The organism is Methylorubrum rhodesianum, assembly GCF_014199985.1.
Lineage (GTDB): Bacteria > Pseudomonadota > Alphaproteobacteria > Rhizobiales > Beijerinckiaceae > Methylobacterium > Methylobacterium rhodesianum.
Map to the genome: position 1 here is coordinate 17,882 of NZ_JACHOS010000015.1, position 16,913 is coordinate 34,794.

Consider the following 16,913-nt stretch of genomic DNA (forward strand, 5'->3'; position numbering starts at 1 on the left):
GGTCAGCTTTCGGTGCGACGGCACTGGCCGTCGAGGTTGAGGTACTGGATGCTGCGCAGGCCCGCCTCGAACCACCCGCCGGCATCCGGCTGGCGGCCGTTGGCGCCGCCATCGCCGTAGAGGTTGATCTGGGTCGCGCCGTCCGGCGAGCGCAGGGTCGGTGCCTCGCCCGATCGATCGTAGGTCCAAGTCGGGCGCTCGTCGAACAGCGTCTGCGATCCGTCCGCCTCCCGCTGGAACAGCTGCCCGTAGGCGGTGCCGCCGCCCGCCAGGCCGGCGAAGTAGAACCCGACCTTCGGCGTGCGGCCCGTGAAATCGTAGAACTCGCAGTAGAGCCGGGTTTCGCCCCGAGGCTTCGGAGCGGCCGCCGCCGCGGGTTCGATCGGGGGCGGCGGCACGTCCCGGGTGATCGCGAAGATCAGGCTGCCGAGGGCGATCGCCGTGAAGCCGGCCCCGAGGCCGGCGACCGTTCGCGTCCTCATAACGCGGGCCCCCCCGCCACCGTCCCGCGCCGGTCGAGCCACGCCGCCCGGTCGAGCCGGAAGGTGTAGCTCGGCACGGCGCCGCCCCGCGCCTCGAAGACCGGCGCGGATTCTCCGGCGAGGCGGAACCCGCATTTCTCCAGCACCCGCCGCGAGCCGGTATTGCCGACCATCGCCGCCGAGGCGAGCGCCCGCCCCCCGGCATAGGCGAAGGTGGCGTCCACCATGGCCTCGGCCGCCTCGGTCATCAGCCCCTCGCCCCAGAACGGGCGCCCGAGCCAGTAGCCGAGATGCGGCTCCGCCTCGTCCGGCCGGTGCTCGACCGAGACGACCCCGATCAGGCTCGCGGGCGCCGCCCGCCGGCACAGGGCCATGATCAGCCCCTCCCCGGCGGTGTTCGCCGCCCGCGACCGGATCACGAAGGCTTCTGCCTCGTGCAGCGGAAGCGGGCTCGGAATCCGCGCGGTCATTTCGGCCACCGCCGGATCGCCGGCGAGCCGCGATACGGCCTCGGCGTCGCGGGCGGTGGGCCAGCGCAGCCAGAGCCGTCGCGTCTCGATGCGGAAGACGTCGTCGCGGGTGAGATCGGGGAACATCGTGGGCCGGTCATGTGAGGGCGCCGAGGCGCCGTCCGGGACGACGAAGGGGGAGGATGGTGCCCCATCCTCCCCCGTGTTCCGATCCGCTCGAAGCTTCGCCTGAAGCCTTAGCGACCCGTCCGCCGGTTCGGTGTGGGACACCGGCGGGACGCTCGCTTCGTCGTCAGCGACAAGCGTCCGCCGTTACTCCGCGGCCTGTGCCAGCGGTACGACGGTGACGAACGCGCGTCCGCGCCGGGTTTCGAACTGCACGTTGCCCGGTACGAGGGCGAACAGGGTGTGGTCCTTGCCCATGCCGACATTGGTGCCGGGATGCCACTTCGTGCCGCGCTGGCGCACGATGATGTTGCCCGGAATGACGGCCTCGGAGCCGAACTTCTTGACGCCGAGACGACGGCCGGCGGAGTCGCGGCCGTTGCGGGACGAGCCGCCTGCTTTTTTATGTGCCATGGGATTGCTCCGGAATTCTTTTCAGATCTGCGTTCGAGGCTCGCGGCCGGTCTTACTCGGCGGCGGCCGGGGCGGACTCGGCGGCCGGCTCGGCCTTCCGGGTCTTGCGCGGCTCGGCCTTCGAGGACTTGCCGCCGGCGCTGATCTCGGTGATGCGCACGACCGTGAAGTCCTGACGGTGACCGCGGCGGCGGCGCGAGTTCTGGCGGCGGCGCTTCTTGAAGGCGATGACCTTCCGCGTGCGGCCGTGCTGGACGATCTCGCCGGTGACGCCGATGCCCGACAGCAGCGGGGCGCCGACCTGGGTGGACTCGCCGTCGCCGAACAGCAGCACGTCGCCGAAGGTAACGGCGGCGCCGGCCTCACCCTCGAGGGTGGCCACGGTGATGACGTCGTTGGCGGCGACGCGGTACTGCTTGCCGCCGGTCTTGATGACTGCGAACATCGTTGTCTCTCGTGTTCTCTGCCGGCCTCCGGCACCGTGAGCGCCTGGGCCGTCTTCTTGTTCAGGTCATCCGCGCGGGTCGGGGTCGATCGCTTCGACTTGGCCGTGTGCACGCGAACGCGAAACGCGCGGACTTCGTCGAGGAAGCCGCGCGTTGCCGGCCGGATAGTCGGGCGCAGGGATTCTGTCAAGAAGGCTGGCCGGTGCGCAGGCCGGCAGGCCGGTGGCTGGCCTACCGCTTCGTCAGCCCGCCCAGCACGTTCCTGAGGATCGCGTCGCCGACCTCCGTGCCGACCTTGCGCGCCATCGAGCGGGCGGCGTTGCCGATGACCTGCTCGGCGAGGCTCGGCGGCGGGCGGCGGGAGCGACCCTTGCCCTTGGGGGCGGCCTCCTCCCCGCCTCCGAGAAGGCCGCCGAGCCATCCGCCCAGCATGCCCGAGAGGCCGCCCTCGCTCTGGCTCGCGGCTTCCGCCGGGGCGGAATCCAGGTGTTTGCGCTTGGCCAGCATCTCGTAGGCGCTCTCGTTGTCGACCGCCTCGTCGTATTTCCCGCGCAGGGGGCTCTGCCGGATGATCTCGGCGCGCTCGGCCGGCGTCAGCGGCCCGACGCGGCCCTGCGGCGGGGCGATCAGCGCCCGCTCGACCATGGAGGGCGTGCCCTTGGCCTCCAGGAAACTCACCAGCGCCTCGCCGACGGCGAGTTCGGTGATGGCGGAGGCCACGTCGAAGCCGGGATTCTGGCGGAAGGTCTCGGCGGCGGCGCGCACGGCGCGCTGGTCGCGGGGAGTGAAGGCCCGGAGCGCGTGCTGCACCCGGTTGCCGAGCTGGCCGAGCACCGTCTCCGGCACGTCGAGCGGGTTCTGCGTCACGAAATAGACGCCGACGCCCTTCGAGCGGATCAGGCGCACCACCTGCTCGACCGCGTCGAGAAGGGCCTTCGGCGCATCGTTGAACAGCAGGTGCGCCTCGTCGAAGAAGAACACCAGCTTCGGCTTGTCGAGGTCGCCGACCTCGGGAAGCTGCTCGAACAGCTCGGAGAGCATCCACAGCAGGAACGAGGCGTAGAGGCGCGGCCGCTGCATCAGCCGGTCGGCGGCCAGGATGTTGACGAAGCCCCGGCCCTCCCGGTCGGTGCGCATGAAGTCGTGCAGGTCGAGCGCCGGCTCGCCGAGGAACTTGTCGGCGCCCTGGTTCTCCAGCACCAGCAGCGCCCGCTGGATCGCGCCGATCGAGGCGCCCGAGACGTTGCCGTACGTGGCCGACAGCTCCTTGGCGTTCTCCGACAGGAAGGTGAGCAGCGCGCGCAGGTCCTTCAGATCGATCAGCGGCCACTGATTCTCGTCGGCGACCCGGAAGGCGATGTTGAGCACGCCCTCCTGCGTATCGTTGAGTTCGAGCAGCCGGGCGAGCAGCAGCGGGCCCATCTCGGTGACGGTGCAGCGGATCGGGTGGCCCTGCTCGCCGAACACGTCCCAGAACACGGTCGGGAAGCGGTCGGGCTCGTAAGCGATCCCGAGTTCCTCGGCGCGCTTGACGAAATGCGGCTTCGCCTCGCCCGCGGCGGCCAAGCCGGACAGGTCGCCCTTGATGTCGGCGGCAAAGACCGGGACGCCCGCATTGGAGAATCCCTCGGCCAGCACCTGCAGCGTCACGGTCTTGCCCGTGCCGGTGGCGCCCGCCACGAGGCCGTGGCGGTTGGCCAGCCGCAGGGTCAGCACCTCGGGCTTGCGCTGCGGGCCCGTGCTCCGGCCGACCAGAATCGTTCCCTCGCCCGCCATCTCGCCGCCCTCGCCCGAACCGTGACCGTTGCGGACGACAGGGTATGGCGCCCCGCGCGCCCGATCCAGGGGGGCGGGACAGCGGCAACCCTTGATTTCGCCGCCGCCGCGTCGGACAGACGAAAAATCCGCCAGAGAGGAAGCGATTCATGGAAGAGCTGATTGCCCGCGTCACCAACCGCACGGGCCTCGACGCCGCGACCGCCAAGACCGCGATCGGGCACATCCTCGCCTTCCTGCAGAAGGAGGGGCCGGCCACCGAGGTCAGCCAGCTGATGGCCGCGCTTCCCGGCTCCGAGGCGGCGCTCGCCGAGGCGAATGCGTCGGAGGGCGGCGGCGGACTGATGGGCATGCTCGGCGGCATGATGGGCGGCGGCGTGATGGCGCTCGGCCAGAAGCTGATCTCGGCCGGCGTGCCGATGAACCAGATGCAGCCGCTCGGCCATGAATTGTTTGCCTACGGTCGCGAGAAGGCCGGCGAGGACGTGATGGGTCCGATCGTCGGCTCGATCCCGGGGCTGAACCAGTTCGTCTGAGACGGCAGGGTCATCCGGTAAACCGTTGGGATCGTTAGCCGGTTTTCATTCGCCGGCTAGCATGGGGACTTCGCGCGGAGCCTGGCAACGGCTTCGCGCAAGTCGCTGTCAAATCGAGGAGATTTCCGTCATAAAAGCGTGCGGCCTTCGTGATGTTGTCGCCGCGCAAGAGGACGCATCGCGCGGCCTCCGCCACGACGGAATCGCGCCGCCCATGCTGCCGAATTTTTCCCCGCGCGAGGCCACGGCGGCGTGGAAGGCCGGCTGGGAGACCAAGGTCCAGGCGCCCTTCGCCCGCTTCCGCCAGACCTTCGAGGGCGGCGACCTCGCCCTGCCCGGATCAGCGCCGATCCTGCTGAAATCCCGCGCGAAGCGTCTCCTGACGGAGCCGGGGCTCGATCCCAGCCTGGGCCGGATCGGCCCGCTCGAAGTGCGGCTGGCCACCACCAAATCCGAGATCCGGCGGGCGCAGCGCCTGCGCTTCCGCGTGTTCTACGAGGAGATGTCGGCGGTGCCGACCGGCATGGCGGCGCTCAAGCGCCGGGATGTCGATGCCTACGACGCGATCTGTGATCATCTCCTGGTGATCGACCACGCCGCGACCGAGGCGAAGCCCTTCCGTAAGGCCCGGCCGAAGGTGGTGGGCACCTACCGGCTGCTGCGCCAGGACCGGGCGGAGGCGCATTTCGGCTTCTACTCCTCGGGCGAGTACGACCTCGCGCCCCTTCTTGAGCGCCATCCGGGTAAGCGCTTCCTCGAACTCGGACGCTCCTGCGTCCTCAAGCCCTACCGCACCAAGCGGACCGTCGAACTCCTGTGGCACGGCATCTGGACCTACGTGCTGCACCACCGCATCGACGCGATGCTCGGCTGCGCCAGCCTGGAGGGCACCGATCCGGATCGCCTGGCGCTCCCCCTGAGCTTCCTCCACCACCATGCCCGCGCTCCCGAGGCGTGGCGGGCCCGTGCCCTGCCGGAGCGCTACGTCGCGATGGACCGGCTGGCGAAGGAGGCGGTCGATCCGAAGGCGGCGCTGATGGCGCTGCCGCCCCTGGTGAAGGGATATCTCCGGGTCGGCGCCACCTTCGGCGACGGGGCGGTGGTGGATCGCCAGTTCGGCACCACCGACGTGCTCGTGGTGCTGCCGGTCTCGGCGATCGCGGCGCGCTACATCGGCCATTTCGGCGCGGGTGCGGATCGGCACGCCGCCTGAGCGCGGCGGGTTGCCGGGGCGGCCCGGCCCTGCTGAGGCGGGCGTCCCCCCACCCTGACGCCGCGTCCGAGGGTCATGCCCGCCGTCTCCGCTCCCCTTTCCGATCGCGACCGCCTCGGCGCGATGGCCGCCGCGATCGCCTGCGTGGCGGTGGTGGGCACGGGGCTCGGCCTGTCGATCCCGCTCCTGTCGCTGGAAATGGAGCGGATGGGCGCGTCGAGCGTGGTCATCGGCCTCAACACCGCCGTGGCCGGGCTCGCGGCGATTCTCACGGTGCCGTTCGTGCCGCGGCTCGCCGCGCGGGTCGGCGTGGTGCGCCTGCTGATCCTGGCGATCATCCTGGGCGGCCTGTGCCTCACCGCCTTCAAGCTGATGCCCCACCTCGTCCTGTGGTTTCCCCTGCGCTTCGTCTTCTCGACGACGATGGGCGTGCTCTTCGTCCTCTCCGAGTACTGGATCAACGACGCGGCGCCCCCCGAGCGGCGCGGTCTGGTGATGGGCATCTACGCGACGGTGCTGGCCATCGGCTTCGCCATCGGGCCGACCCTGCTGACGCTGCTCGGCACCGAGGGACTCGCGCCCTATCTCGCCGGCTCGGCCCTGTTCTTCCTCGGCCTCACGCCGCTGGTGCTGGCCCGCAATCTCTCGCCCGCGCTCGGGCACGACGAGGGGGGCGGGATCGTCACCTATCTGCGCCTCGCGCCGCTCGCGGTGCTGGCCGCCGCCCTCTACGGCGCGGTGGAGGCGGGCGCCTTCGCCATCCTGCCGCTCTACGGCCTGCGCATCGGCCTCGACGCGCAGACCGCCGCCGCCCTCGTGAGTGCGGTGGCGCTCGGCAACGTGGTGTTCCAGATCCCCGTCGGCCTCCTCGCCGACCGGGTCGACCGGCGCCTCGTCCTGCTCGGCGGCAGCCTCGCGGGAGCGCTCGGAGCGGCGCTGATCCCGGCGGCCTCCGCCTCGCTGCCGGGGCTCACCGCCCTGCTCTTCGCCTGGGGCGGGATCGTCGGCACGCTCTACACGGTCGGCCTCGCCCATCTCGGCGCCAGCCTGCGCGGGCCTGATCTGGCGGGCGCCAACGCCGCCTTCGTGATGCTCTACAATGCCGGGTTGATGCTCGGGCCGCCGCTGATCGGCGGCGGCATGGACCTGCACCCGCCGCAGGGCTTCGCCGTCGCCATGAGCCTGCTGTTCGCGCTCTACGCGGTGCCGGTGGTTCGCAGCCTCGTGCGGGAGTGGGCGGCCTGACGCGCTCAGAGACGGACCGATGCGACGGGGCACGGAACGCCGCCCCGGCGGCCCTCGTTATCCTGTCGAAGCTGCACCGTTGCCCGTCCTCCCGACGCGAAGGAGCCCGAACATGAGCCTCATCGGACGCATCGTCACCAAGATCCTCGGCACCGACGACCGCGTCGTCGCCCGAGACGAGCGCAACGCCGAATCGAGCTCCCCGATCGGCCGCCTCGTCACAAAGCTCCTGCGCAAGTAGTCTCGCCGCCAAGCGCAGGCCCGAGGGCCGGCCGCTCGAAGGGGCGGCACGGCCCTTTTTGCTGCCGGTCACCGGCCGCGCCCGCTCGGGTGGCCTTTTCCTGATGAGGCCGTTATGCCCGGGCCTCCCTTCCTCTCTCGAATCCTTACAGGCGAAGGTACAGGTTCCTGTCGCGGTTCACCTGACCGGACCGCGCGACCCGATCTGCGATCATGTCCCCATTGCACCACGTTGCCCCGGCCGCCGAATCCCTCCCGGCCGAATCCGAGGCGAGCCGAGGCTTGCCGAGCTACATCGTCGGACAGGACGGGCAGGGCCGCTGGATCGCCCTGGAAAGTCACGGTCTCGGCGGCGGCTATTTCCGCAGCCGTGAGGCGGCGTTCCAGTACGCGGTCGCCGAGACCGGCCGCCGCGCGGGCGCGGTTCGCCTCAGCGTCGAGCCGCTGCGCATCGCGCTCTAGGATCGCCCGGTGACGTGGGCGAGGCGGCGGGTCAGCGGCCCGCCACCGCCTCGCGCACCACGCTCTTGACCAGCGGCGCGGCCGGCACGCTCGGCTGCCAGAACTGGCCGGTGCGGCCGGCCTCGTAGCCGTACTGGTAGAGGCTGCGCATGTAGGCGGTGTCGAAGCCGCGGGCGGTCGTGGTCTGCGGCGCGCTCTCGTCGATGTAGGTCAGGTTGAAGCCCATCCCGTTGCGCCGGGCGAACACGTCGGTGGCCACCAGCGTCGCCCGGGAGCGGGCGCGGCTCGCGGTGGTGAAGGACTTCTCGACGATCGACAGGGTGTTGTTCTTCGTCACGTCGAATTCGGGCTCCAGCCGCCCGTTGATGACGACGTAGATGTCGGCCTTGCCCGCGTTGCGGAAGCGCCCGTCGCGCACGAGGAAGCTCTGCGGCAGGGTGAAGACCGGTGTCACCACCGAGCCGTCGACATGCATCTCCTGGAAGGCGCGGCCCTCGGCCTGCACGTCGAGGAGCTGGGGCGGGAACACCGCCGGGATGCTGGCGGAGGCGGTGAGCACGTCGGTGAACAGCGAGACCGCGTTCGGCGCGCCGCTGGCGGCGATGGCGCCCATGTTCCAGATAACAGCGCGCTGCGTGTCGAGGTTCGTCGTCACCACGAGCAGGCGGCGTCCCTTGGCATGCTCCTCGGCGATGGCCTGGAGCAGGTCGGGCGTCACGTAGCGGGCGATCAGGTTGCGCAGCCGCCCGTCGCCGAACAGGCCGGACCCGAACAGCACGTTGGCGAGGCTCGGGCTCTGCACCAGCGATTCGGCGATGCCGCTGGTGTAGATGTCGGTGAGGTAGGGGTCGTAGGCCGGTCCGAGGAAGGCGAAGGGCGCGATCAGGGCGCCGGTCGAGACGCCGGAGACGATGGTGAAGTCCGGCCGCTTGCCCGAGGCGGTCCAGCCGTTGAGCACGCCCGCGCCGTAGGCCCCGTCACCGCCGCCGCCCGACAAGGCCAGATAGCTGAAGGCCTGACGCTTCTTCTGCGGGCCGGCGGCCATCGCCACGAAATCGACGGCGCTGGCGTCGGCATAGGCGCGCACCCCGACCATGCCGGGCACGGTCGCGGCCTCCGCCTCCTCCTTGGTGTAGTTCGTCCGCGGCAACGAGGAACAGGCCGCGGCCTGTCCGGCAACCGCCGCGGCGAGGAGCAGGCGCGACCAGCGGGAACCCTTTGGCATCGACATGACCTGAACAAGCCCGAAGGAAGTGGGGCCAGCCTATACCAAACGAGCTTGGCCGTATTGCGTTCCCGCACAGGGCGGACGTCCTCGGGCGCGGGCTGATGCCGCGCTGCAACAACGTCCGCGAGGAGGGCCGGCCGAAGCCTGGCCCGCGGTGATCCCGATCGCCTCGGCGGGCCGGCACGGCGCCATGTCGCATCTCTCGGATTTGTCATATGTTTGAGCGGTGTCCGCAGGTTAGGATCCCCGCGATGTCCGGAGCCGAGCACGAGACCGCCATGTTGTCCTGCGTCCTGGGCGGGAGGCGCCCGTGCTGAGCGGATCGGCGATCCTGCGGGTTCTCGTCCTGATCGTGGCGGCGGCGGGTCTGGCCTGGATCGTCCAATCGTTCTGGCTGCACGGCCCCGAGCAGCAAGCCGCCGCGCCGGCCCCCTCGACGGCGACGCCCGCCCGTCCGGCCGGACGTCCCTCCCCGTCGCCCCCCCCCGAGCCGGTGCGGGTGGTGGGTCAGGCCGAGCCGATGCGGGAACCGACAAGGGAGGCGGTCCGCCCACCCGTCGAGGCCCCGCCTCCCCCGCTCCCGCGGGCCAATCCCGTGCCGCCGGCCGAGCCGGCACCGCCCCCCGTGGTGCGGGCGGCGCCGTCCCCGCCGCCGGATCCGGTGGTCGAGGCCGAGGAGAATGCCCCGCCCGCCGCCGTCGCGCTGACCGATCTCAACACCGCCTCGCTCGCCGAGCTGAACGGTCTGAAGGGCGGCGGCGCCATCGGTCGGACGATCATCCAGCACCGCCCCTACGCCTCCGTCGATCAGCTTCTCAGCAAGCGTGTCCTCAACCGCGCCACCTATCAGCGCATCAAGGATCAGGTGACGGTGCAGTAGCGGCCGTCGCCGGGCCCGTGGCGCGAGAAGCCACCGCCGATGCCGTCGAGCCATCGGCGGGGCAGCCGCTGCCCGCGAGACAACCGGGCGCGAGCGAAACCGCTGGACCGCCTTCCGCTGCCCGCCCCGTGCATCCGACCCTGGTACAGCGCGCGTCGAGGCCCTAAACAGGACCGACATATTCTCAAGCGAAGGCCGAGGCCGCTCCATGCAAACGACATCCGGCGCACCGATCCTCCGCCGGGATCTGGGCGTCGAGGAGACGACGGAATCCGACAACATCGTCCGCTGGGACGGTGAGCGGCTCTATGTCGAGCAGGACATCTACCACAACGGTCAGCTCGTCCACCGCAAGTACCGGCGCACGATCACCGAGCCGGTCGCCCGCGCCCTGCAGGCGATCCTCAAGCGCTCGCAGCAATGAGGGCAGCGGCGCTCGCGCTGCTCGCGGCTCTGGCCGCTCCGCTCTCCCTCGCCGCCTCACCCGCGGCGGCGCAGGTACGGGTGACCTTCGTCGCGCCCGAGCGCTACACCGATGCCCAGAACCGCTTCGGTTCGGGCCTGTCGCTACGGGTGGTGCTGGCCGAGATGCGCCGCCTGTTCGAGACGCTCGGCGACGCGGTGCTGGCACCGGGCCAGGCGCTGGACATCGCGGTGCTCGACATCGACCTCGCCGGGCTCGACCAGCCGAGCTTCGGTGCCGCCCAGGGCGTGCGGGTGGTGACCGACATCACCCCGCCCCGCTTCCGCCTGCGCTACGCGCTGAAGGAGCGCGGCCGCACGGTGCTGACGGCGGAAGAGACCGTGAGCGACATCAACTTCCTGCTCCGGGCCACCCGCCTCTCGTCGGGGCAGACCTTCTTCTACGAGCGCGAGGTGCTGCGGGACTGGTTCCAGGCGCGCTTCGTGCAGCGGCGCCCCCCGCCGGGCTGATCGACGGGTTTCGTCACACGGCCGACGCCCGAGCCTGTCATGTCCGCGCCGTCACGGGCCGGATACGGGCGGGTCTCGGAGCCACATGCGGATCGTCCTCGTCGCCAACCCCGCGTCGGGCGCCTTCGCCGGCGGCGTGACGCCGGACGCGGTCCGCGCGCGGCTGAGGGCGGCGGGCCTCGACCTCCTTCCCGAACCGGACGAGACCCTGCCCCTGCCCGAGCGCCTGCGGGCCGCCCTGCGCATCGAGGGCGTCGCGGCGGTGGCGGTGGCGGGCGGCGACGGCACGCTCAACTGCGCGGCCGGGATGCTCGCGGGCAGCGGCGTCGCCCTCGGCATCCTGCCCCTCGGCACCATGAACCTGCTGGCGAAGGATCTCGGCATCCCGCTCGATCTCGACGCGGCGGTCGCCGTCCTCGCAGCGGGGCGAAGCCGCGCCGTCGATGTCGGCAGCGTCAACGGGCACCTCTTCCTCATCAACTCGGTGCTTGGCATGCCCGCCCGCATGGTCCGCCACCGCGAGGCCTTTCGCGGGCGGCGCCTCGGCCTCGCGGCGCTCCTGCGGCTCGCCGCGGCGAGCCTGCGCCATCTCGGCCCCTATCCGCGCCTCTCGGCGGTGCTCTCGCAGGACGGGCGGCGGACGCGGCTGCGCCTCCGCCTGCTCGCGGTGGTCAACAACGACTACGCCGAGGGGCCCGGACGGATTCTGGAACGGAGCCAGGTCGATGGCGGCGAGTTGACGCTCTACATCGCCCGCCGCCTCTCGCCGTGGCGCATCGCCCGTCTGGCGCTCGGGTTCGGGCTCGGCCGCTGGCGGCAGCTGCCGGGCCTGGAGCGTCGCGGTGCGACCCGTTTCGCCGTCTCCGCCCGGAGGCGGGCCTTGCGGGTGATGAACGATGGAGAGGTCCGCTTGATCGCCCCGCCCCTGCGCTACCGCCTGATGCCTCGCGCATTGACCGTGATCGTCCCCGAGGCGGCCAAGGATCTGTCCAAGGAGCTGGCAGAGTGAGACGGATCGCCCACATCTCCGACCTGCATTTCGGCCGCACCGACACGGCGGTGGTCGAGGGGCTCGCCGACGAGCTGAACCGCGATCCGCCGGACCTGATCGTCGCCTCCGGCGACTTCACCATGCGGGCGCGGCGCAAGGAATACGCGGAGGCGCGCGCCTTCCTCGACGGTCTCACCGCACCCTGGATCGCGGTGCCGGGCAACCACGACATCGCCTATTTCAAGCTCTTCACCCGCTTCTTCCATCCCTTCGGCCGCTACCGCCGCTTCATCGCGCGGGACACCGAACCGACCTTCCTCGACGACGAGATCGCGGTGGTCTGCCTCAACACGGTGCGGACCTGGGCGCCGGAGACCGATTGGTCGCAGGGGAAGATCACCCGGGCGCAGATCGCCCGCACGGAGGAGCGGCTGGCGGCGCTGCCGGACCACGTGTTCCGGATCGTGGTCGGCCACCACCCCTTCATGCCGCCGCCCTGGGACGCGGAGGCCCGCCTCGTCGGCCGCGCCGACGAGGCTCTCGACGCCTTCCGCCGCCACGGCGTCGGGCTGACGCTGGCCGGCCATCTCCACCGCCACTACGCCCGCTTTGCCGAGGCGCCGGAGACCGGCACCGAGCCCGACACGGTCGCGGTCGACCGCGGCCGGGCGCAGGCCGGCGGCGCCCGGCTGCTCGCGGTGCAGGCGGGCTCGGCCACCTCGACGCGGCTGCGCGGCAACGAGCCCAACGCCTACAACCGGATCGTCGTCGAGGACGGCCGGGCGACCGTCACCGTCCGCATCTGGACCGGCGAGGCCTTCGAGGACGCGCGGGTGGACGACTCCGTGCCGGACGCAACGGAGGAACGCGCCGGCGAGCCGGAACCGGCCGGGCGCTGACCGCCCGGCCATCCTCCCGGGCCTCAGGGGATTGCCGTCCGCTGCCCCCCGCGGCCCGCGAGGCTGACGGCGAAGGCCACGGCGAGGTTGAGCGCCAGCGCCACGACGCCGATGTTGAGATCCTGCACCGGCCCCGGCAGGCCCGGGAACAGCTTGGCGAGCGTGTAGCCGCCGACCACCGTCACCGCGACCGCGGCCACGCCGGCGAGGATGCCCGCCATGGCCCCTGCCCGGGTGAGCGGGTTGTTGGGCATGAGGCTGAAGATGAAGGCGGGGAAGAGCTGGGTGACGACCGCGTAGCCGATCAGCAGGAGCTGCACGATGGTCTCGCCCCCGTACAGGGTGAAACCGACGCAGGCGAGGGCCAGCAGCGGCGCGATGCCCTTGGCGAGACGGCCGGTGGTGGCGTCGGTCGCGTTGCGCGCCAGCGGCCGGTAGAGATTCTGTGCGATCAGCGTCGAGCCGGCGATCAGGATCATCGAGCCCGGCACCAGGGCGGTCAGCACACCCGTGGCGCCGATGATGCCGACGAACCACGGCGGGAAGGTCTGGAGTGCGATCTTGAAGAGCGAGAGATCGACGTCCGGCCCCGTCAACCCCGGCACCTGCAGCACCGCGGCGAAGCCCGCGAAGAACACGAACAGCAGCATGAGCTGGTAGAGCGGCAGGAACACCGCGTTGCGCCGGAAGGTACGGGCGTCGCTCGCAGTGTAGATCGAGGCGAAGATGTGCGGGAACATCCAGCCGCCGAGCGCCGTCAGCAGCGTGGTCGAGGCGAACCACGTCGCGCTCTGGCCGCGGTCCGGCAGGGCGAGGAAGCCGGGCTTGGCGCCGTCGATCGCGGTGAACATCGCGCCGATGCCGCCGTAGTAGTGATACGGGAGATAGATCCCGAGGAAGATCACCACGAACAGGATCATGAAGTCCTTGAGCACGGCGGTCCAGGCCGAGCCGCGCACGCCCGAGACCATGACGTAGACGGTGAGCACCACCGCGCCGATCCAGATCGCCAGCGTCGGCGAGATCGCGCCGTAGGAGGCGGTGGCGACGATGATGCCGAGGCCCTTGAGCTGCAGCACCATGTAGGGAACGAGCGCCACGATTCCGACCAGCGCGACCAGGATACCGAGGCTCCGGCTGTCGTAGCGCGCGGCGAAATAGTCGGGCTGCGAGAACAGGTTGCGCTCCTTGGCGAAGCGCCAGGCCGGCGGCAGGATCCAGTAGGAGATGACGTAGATCAGCGTCAGGTAGCAGAGGATGTAGTAGGTCGGCCCACCCTTGCCGTAGGCCCAGCCCGAGCCGCCGAGGAAGGTGAAGGTGGTGTAGATCTCGCCTGCCATCAGCAGGAAGACGAGCAGCGTGCCGAAGCCGCGCTTGCCCACGCTCCACTGTTCCATGTCCATGTCGTGCCCGGAGCGGGCCCGCAGGCCGAGGCCGAGCGCCACCACCACGGCGAGCGCGATGATCGGAAGCGCCGCGTTCATGGTCCCTCCCCCGGTTCCCGGTTGGCGGGATCGGTGAGGTAGATCAGCGCCATGATGGCCGAGGTCGCGACCGTGCAGCCGACGAGCCACGCCAGCAGCAACGGCATGCCGAGCACCAGGGGCTCGACCCGGTTGAGGAAGAACGGTCCCGCCAGCATCCCGAGGGCGGGCAGAGCCGCGAGCCACTGGATCAGCTTCATCGCCGGCCCCTCCCCGGCGATGCCCCAGGATGACAGCCTCGTGGTCCAGTCATGCGTTCCCCGTCGTGTCGGCGGGGACCATGAGGCAGAATTCGCACCAGGGCGAGGGGATGAAATCCTCTTTTTGCGTTCAGGCCGCCTCCGCGCGGCGGTCCAGCAGCCCCGGCAGGGCGCGCAGGTTGAGCGGCTTGGGTAGGAAGCCGTCGAAGCCGGCCGCGTGAGCCGCGGCGACGTCCTCGCGGCCGGTATTGGCCGTGAGGGCCACGAGGTGGAGCGGGGCCGCGCCGGCCTCGGCCTCGCGGACGCGGATGCGGCGGGCGACCTCCAGGCCGTCGAGGCCGGGCATGCGGATATCGATCAGGGCGAGGTCGAACGGTCCCTGCCCGTCCGCCGCCGCCAGCGCCTCGAGCCCGTCGCGGACGTGGATCACTCGCGCGCCGAGCCGCTCCAGAGCCCTGGTGGCGAGCAGCGCGTTGATCGGGTTGTCCTCCGCCAGCAGGACCCGGCGGCCCGGCGCGCCGCCGGCGAGCGCCGGCTCCGCGGCCGGCTCGGCCGGCGCCTCGGCGGAGGCGGCGGACCGCGGCTCCAGCAGGCGGTCGAACAGCGAGCGGGCCCGCACCGGCTTGATCAGGTAGCTGTCGAAGCCCGCCGCGTTCGGGGCGCCGAATTCGCGCCGGTCGAAGGGCGAGAGCAGGATCAGGCTGCAGCGCACGCCGCTGCGGGCGGCCTCCGCCGCGAGCCGCCGCACGGCGGCATCGCCCAGGCTGCGGTCGGCGATGAGCGCGTCGAAGGCGACGCCCGAGAGCGCGTCGAGGCCGGCCTCCACGCTGTTCACGACCACCGCCGCCGCACCGGAGCGGCTGAGGCGCCGCGCCAGGAACGGCGCCTGAAAGGCGGAATCGGCGACGATGAGCACCTTTCGCGGCGCGAGGCCGGGACTTCCGGGGGCCATTGCCCCCTCCGCCGCCGGCAGCGGCAGCACCACCCGGAAGGTCGAGCCGCGCCCGACCGTCGAGCGGGCCTCGATCGTGCCGCTCATGCGCTCCACCAGGCGGCGGGTGATGGCGAGCCCCAGCCCCGTGCCCTCGTGGCTCGCGCTGTCGTCGCCCTGCTCGAACTCCTCGAACAGGATCGGGATGCGCTCCTCGGGGATGCCCGGCCCGGTATCCTCCACCGTGAGGACGAGCCCCTCCCCCGCGCGCGCCAGGCCGACGCCGACGCCGCCGCTCTGCGTGAACTTGATGGCGTTGCCCGCGAGGTTGACGAGGATCTGCCGCACCCGGTCGGCGTCGCCGACGCGCAGGGCCGCGAGGTCGTCGGCGATGTCCAGGGCGATCTCCAGGCCCTTGTCCTGCGCGCGCGGCGCCAGCAGCTCGACCACGCCCTCGACCACGGCGGCGATGTCGAAGGGCTCGGCGGCGAGGTCGAGGCGGCCGGCCTCGATCCGGGAGAAGTCGAGGATGCCGTCGACGAGGCCGAGCAGCGCCTTGCCGCTGGTGCGGAACGCCTCGACATAGGTGCGCTGCTCGGGGTCGAGCCGGGTCTCGAGCAGGAGGTCGGCCATGCCCAGAATGCCGTTCAGCGGCGTGCGCAACTCGTGGCTGACGGTGGCGAGAAAGCGCGATTTGGCGACGTTGGCGGCCTCGGCCCGGCTCTTCGCCTCGTCGAGCGAGCGCGCCGCCTCGACGCGCTCGGTGACGTCGTGCCCGGCCCGCAGCGAGCTCGGACCGTTCGCGCTGCCGGTCCCCGCCATCTCGATGAAGGAGAACCAGCGCGGCACGCCGTCCACCGGCAGCAGGCGCTCCTCGATCACCCTGACGCCGTCGGAGCGCTGCTCGCTCGCGCCGCGCTCGATCACCTGCGGGGTCAGCGTCGAGCCAATCAGATCCAGCGGTTTCACGCCGAGCAGGGCGGCGAAGCCCTCGCTGGCGAAGGTGATCCGTCCCTGACCGTCCCGCTGGACCACGGCCTCCGTCGTGGCCTCGACCAGAACCCGGTAGCGCTCCTCGCTCTCGGCGATCTGCCAGAGCCGGTCCTGAAGCGCCTCTGTCACATCGGAATCCGGCACCACGGAGGTGCGGCGGAGCGACACCAGGACCAGCGCCAGCATCGCGGCGGCGATGCTCAGGCCGATCACGCTCACCGCAAGGGTTATCGGTTCCACGCAGGTCCCCTCAAGGCCGGCCCGAGCCGGAGGCCCGGCACGTCAGGGGAGCGACAGTGCCAGCCGCGCGTGAAGCGCCGCTTGAGAAAGAGGCTTAAGGGGATGTGAGCGGGAACGACGGACTTTTGCCGATCCGCTCCGCCGAGCTTTCGCCTCTCCCGGCATGCGGGGAGATGAAGTGTTCAGGATGCTCGGGTCCGGCTCACACCTCCGGAAACCGCCGGAGCAGCGCGTCTCCGTCGAGCCGCAGGGCGGCGCCGACCTCGGCGAGCGCGGCGTGCTCCTCGCTTCCGATGCCCTCGTGGTCGGCCACGTCCGCCGCGACGAGGAAGACGTTGCGGCGCTGCTCCTCGGATCGTCCGGCGATGGCACCGATGCGCACGAGGTTCTCCGCGCGGCCGGCGCGGGTGCGGGCGCGGCCGAGCGCCTCGTAGAGGGCGTGTTCCAGCATCAGGCTGTCGTAGCCCTTCTCGATGATCGGGTTCGCCCGGATGCCGGCCAGCGCCGTCTCGAATTCCTCGCTCATCAACTCGCCGTCGGCGACCGCGACGTTGGCGCAGGCCGAGACGGCCGCCTGCATCAGCGTCTCGTCGCCGGCATAGGCCTTGAGCGTGGTGCGGAACCGCTCGACCGCGTCGTGAAGAAGGCTCATGTCCTGACAAAACCCCGCGGCAGAGCCCCGACA

Annotated in this window: 18 protein-coding genes and 2 pseudogenes; 10 read left to right on the top strand and 10 right to left on the bottom strand. The window is 71.3% G+C overall.

Going from position 1 to position 16,913, the window contains the following annotated elements:
• Window positions 1-2 precede the first annotated feature (2 nt).
• The 5 genes and pseudogenes from HNR01_RS20305 to HNR01_RS20325 all read right to left on the bottom strand — a co-directional run bounded on the left by HNR01_RS20305 (window position 3) and on the right by HNR01_RS20325 (window position 3,753).
• Window positions 3-482: a hypothetical protein gene (locus HNR01_RS20305; protein ID WP_183669406.1), complete on the bottom strand. Its 480-nt coding sequence runs from the start codon at window positions 480-482 to the stop codon at window positions 3-5.
• Entirely contained in the window at window positions 479-1,078 is a 600-nt protein-coding gene (locus HNR01_RS20310) for a GNAT family N-acetyltransferase (RefSeq protein WP_153874807.1), read from the bottom strand. The genes HNR01_RS20305 and HNR01_RS20310 overlap by 4 nt, the downstream gene beginning before the upstream one ends.
• A gap of 186 nt (window positions 1,079-1,264) precedes the next feature.
• Window positions 1,265-1,531 (bottom strand): 50S ribosomal protein L27, encoded by a 267-nt coding sequence (rpmA, locus tag HNR01_RS20315; protein WP_017483720.1) that lies wholly within the window; start codon window positions 1,529-1,531, stop codon window positions 1,265-1,267.
• 136 nt (window positions 1,532-1,667) lie between these two features.
• Window positions 1,668-1,976 (bottom strand): annotated as a pseudogene (gene rplU / locus HNR01_RS20320) (50S ribosomal protein L21); the annotation flags it as partial.
• 232 nt (window positions 1,977-2,208) lie between these two features.
• Window positions 2,209-3,753, bottom strand: coding sequence for a helicase HerA-like domain-containing protein (locus HNR01_RS20325; protein ID WP_183669408.1), 1,545 nt, complete (start codon window positions 3,751-3,753; stop codon window positions 2,209-2,211).
• A gap of 131 nt (window positions 3,754-3,884) precedes the next feature.
• Between HNR01_RS20325 and HNR01_RS20330 the strand changes: the two are divergent.
• The 5 genes and pseudogenes from HNR01_RS20330 to HNR01_RS20350 form a co-directional block, all read left to right on the top strand.
• A pseudogene (locus HNR01_RS20330) lies at window positions 3,885-4,289 on the top strand (DUF2267 domain-containing protein); the annotation flags it as partial.
• Window positions 4,290-4,503: 214 nt separating this feature from the next.
• On the top strand, window positions 4,504-5,502 hold the full coding sequence (gene olsB / locus HNR01_RS20335; protein ID WP_183669409.1) for a l-ornithine N(alpha)-acyltransferase: 999 nt from the start codon (window positions 4,504-4,506) through the stop codon (window positions 5,500-5,502).
• Between the two features lie 75 nt (window positions 5,503-5,577).
• A complete protein-coding gene (locus HNR01_RS20340) occupies window positions 5,578-6,747 on the top strand; it encodes an MFS transporter (protein ID WP_183669411.1) in 1,170 nt (389 codons plus the stop codon).
• 112 nt (window positions 6,748-6,859) lie between these two features.
• Window positions 6,860-6,988, top strand: coding sequence for a TFIIS helical bundle-like domain containing protein (locus HNR01_RS20345; protein WP_183669413.1), 129 nt, complete (start codon window positions 6,860-6,862; stop codon window positions 6,986-6,988).
• 281 nt (window positions 6,989-7,269) lie between these two features.
• Complete coding sequence (locus HNR01_RS20350; RefSeq protein ID WP_375373188.1) at window positions 7,270-7,449, top strand: hypothetical protein; 180 nt, start codon at window positions 7,270-7,272, stop codon at window positions 7,447-7,449.
• Between the two features lie 31 nt (window positions 7,450-7,480).
• Here the strand turns inward: HNR01_RS20350 and HNR01_RS20355 are convergent, their stop codons facing one another.
• On the bottom strand, window positions 7,481-8,674 hold the full coding sequence (locus HNR01_RS20355) for a patatin-like phospholipase family protein (protein WP_043376930.1): 1,194 nt from the start codon (window positions 8,672-8,674) through the stop codon (window positions 7,481-7,483).
• 313 nt (window positions 8,675-8,987) lie between these two features.
• Between HNR01_RS20355 and HNR01_RS20360 the strand changes: the two genes are divergently transcribed.
• The 5 genes from HNR01_RS20360 (at window position 8,988) to HNR01_RS20380 (ending at window position 12,380) form a co-directional block, all read left to right on the top strand.
• Window positions 8,988-9,557 carry a ComEA family DNA-binding protein gene (locus HNR01_RS20360; protein ID WP_183669416.1) on the top strand — a complete coding sequence of 190 codons (570 nt, stop codon included), beginning with the start codon at window positions 8,988-8,990 and terminating at the stop codon, window positions 9,555-9,557.
• A gap of 208 nt (window positions 9,558-9,765) precedes the next feature.
• Window positions 9,766-9,981 (top strand): hypothetical protein, encoded by a 216-nt coding sequence (locus HNR01_RS20365; protein WP_012456626.1) that lies wholly within the window; start codon window positions 9,766-9,768, stop codon window positions 9,979-9,981.
• On the top strand, window positions 9,978-10,490 hold the full coding sequence (locus HNR01_RS20370; protein ID WP_183669418.1) for a DUF3016 domain-containing protein: 513 nt from the start codon (window positions 9,978-9,980) through the stop codon (window positions 10,488-10,490). The genes HNR01_RS20365 and HNR01_RS20370 overlap by 4 nt, the downstream gene beginning before the upstream one ends.
• A gap of 85 nt (window positions 10,491-10,575) precedes the next feature.
• A complete protein-coding gene (locus tag HNR01_RS20375) occupies window positions 10,576-11,499 on the top strand; it encodes a diacylglycerol/lipid kinase family protein (RefSeq protein WP_183669420.1) in 924 nt (307 codons plus the stop codon).
• On the top strand, window positions 11,496-12,380 hold the full coding sequence (locus HNR01_RS20380) for a metallophosphoesterase family protein (RefSeq protein ID WP_017483707.1): 885 nt from the start codon (window positions 11,496-11,498) through the stop codon (window positions 12,378-12,380). The genes HNR01_RS20375 and HNR01_RS20380 overlap by 4 nt, the downstream gene beginning before the upstream one ends.
• A gap of 23 nt (window positions 12,381-12,403) precedes the next feature.
• Here HNR01_RS20380 and HNR01_RS20385 read toward each other — a convergent pair whose 3' ends face one another.
• The 4 genes from HNR01_RS20385 to HNR01_RS20400 all read right to left on the bottom strand — a co-directional run bounded on the left by HNR01_RS20385 (window position 12,404) and on the right by HNR01_RS20400 (window position 16,880).
• A complete protein-coding gene (locus HNR01_RS20385; protein ID WP_183669421.1) occupies window positions 12,404-13,864 on the bottom strand; it encodes a sodium:solute symporter family protein in 1,461 nt (486 codons plus the stop codon).
• Entirely contained in the window at window positions 13,861-14,064 is a 204-nt protein-coding gene (locus HNR01_RS20390) for a DUF3311 domain-containing protein (RefSeq protein ID WP_183669423.1), read from the bottom strand. The genes HNR01_RS20385 and HNR01_RS20390 overlap by 4 nt, the downstream gene beginning before the upstream one ends.
• A 130-nt stretch (window positions 14,065-14,194) precedes the next feature.
• Complete coding sequence (locus HNR01_RS20395; protein ID WP_183669534.1) at window positions 14,195-16,174, bottom strand: ATP-binding protein; 1,980 nt, start codon at window positions 16,172-16,174, stop codon at window positions 14,195-14,197.
• A gap of 256 nt (window positions 16,175-16,430) precedes the next feature.
• Window positions 16,431-16,880: a tellurite resistance TerB family protein gene (locus HNR01_RS20400; RefSeq protein WP_153874797.1), complete on the bottom strand. Its 450-nt coding sequence runs from the start codon at window positions 16,878-16,880 to the stop codon at window positions 16,431-16,433.
• Window positions 16,881-16,913 lie beyond the last annotated feature (33 nt).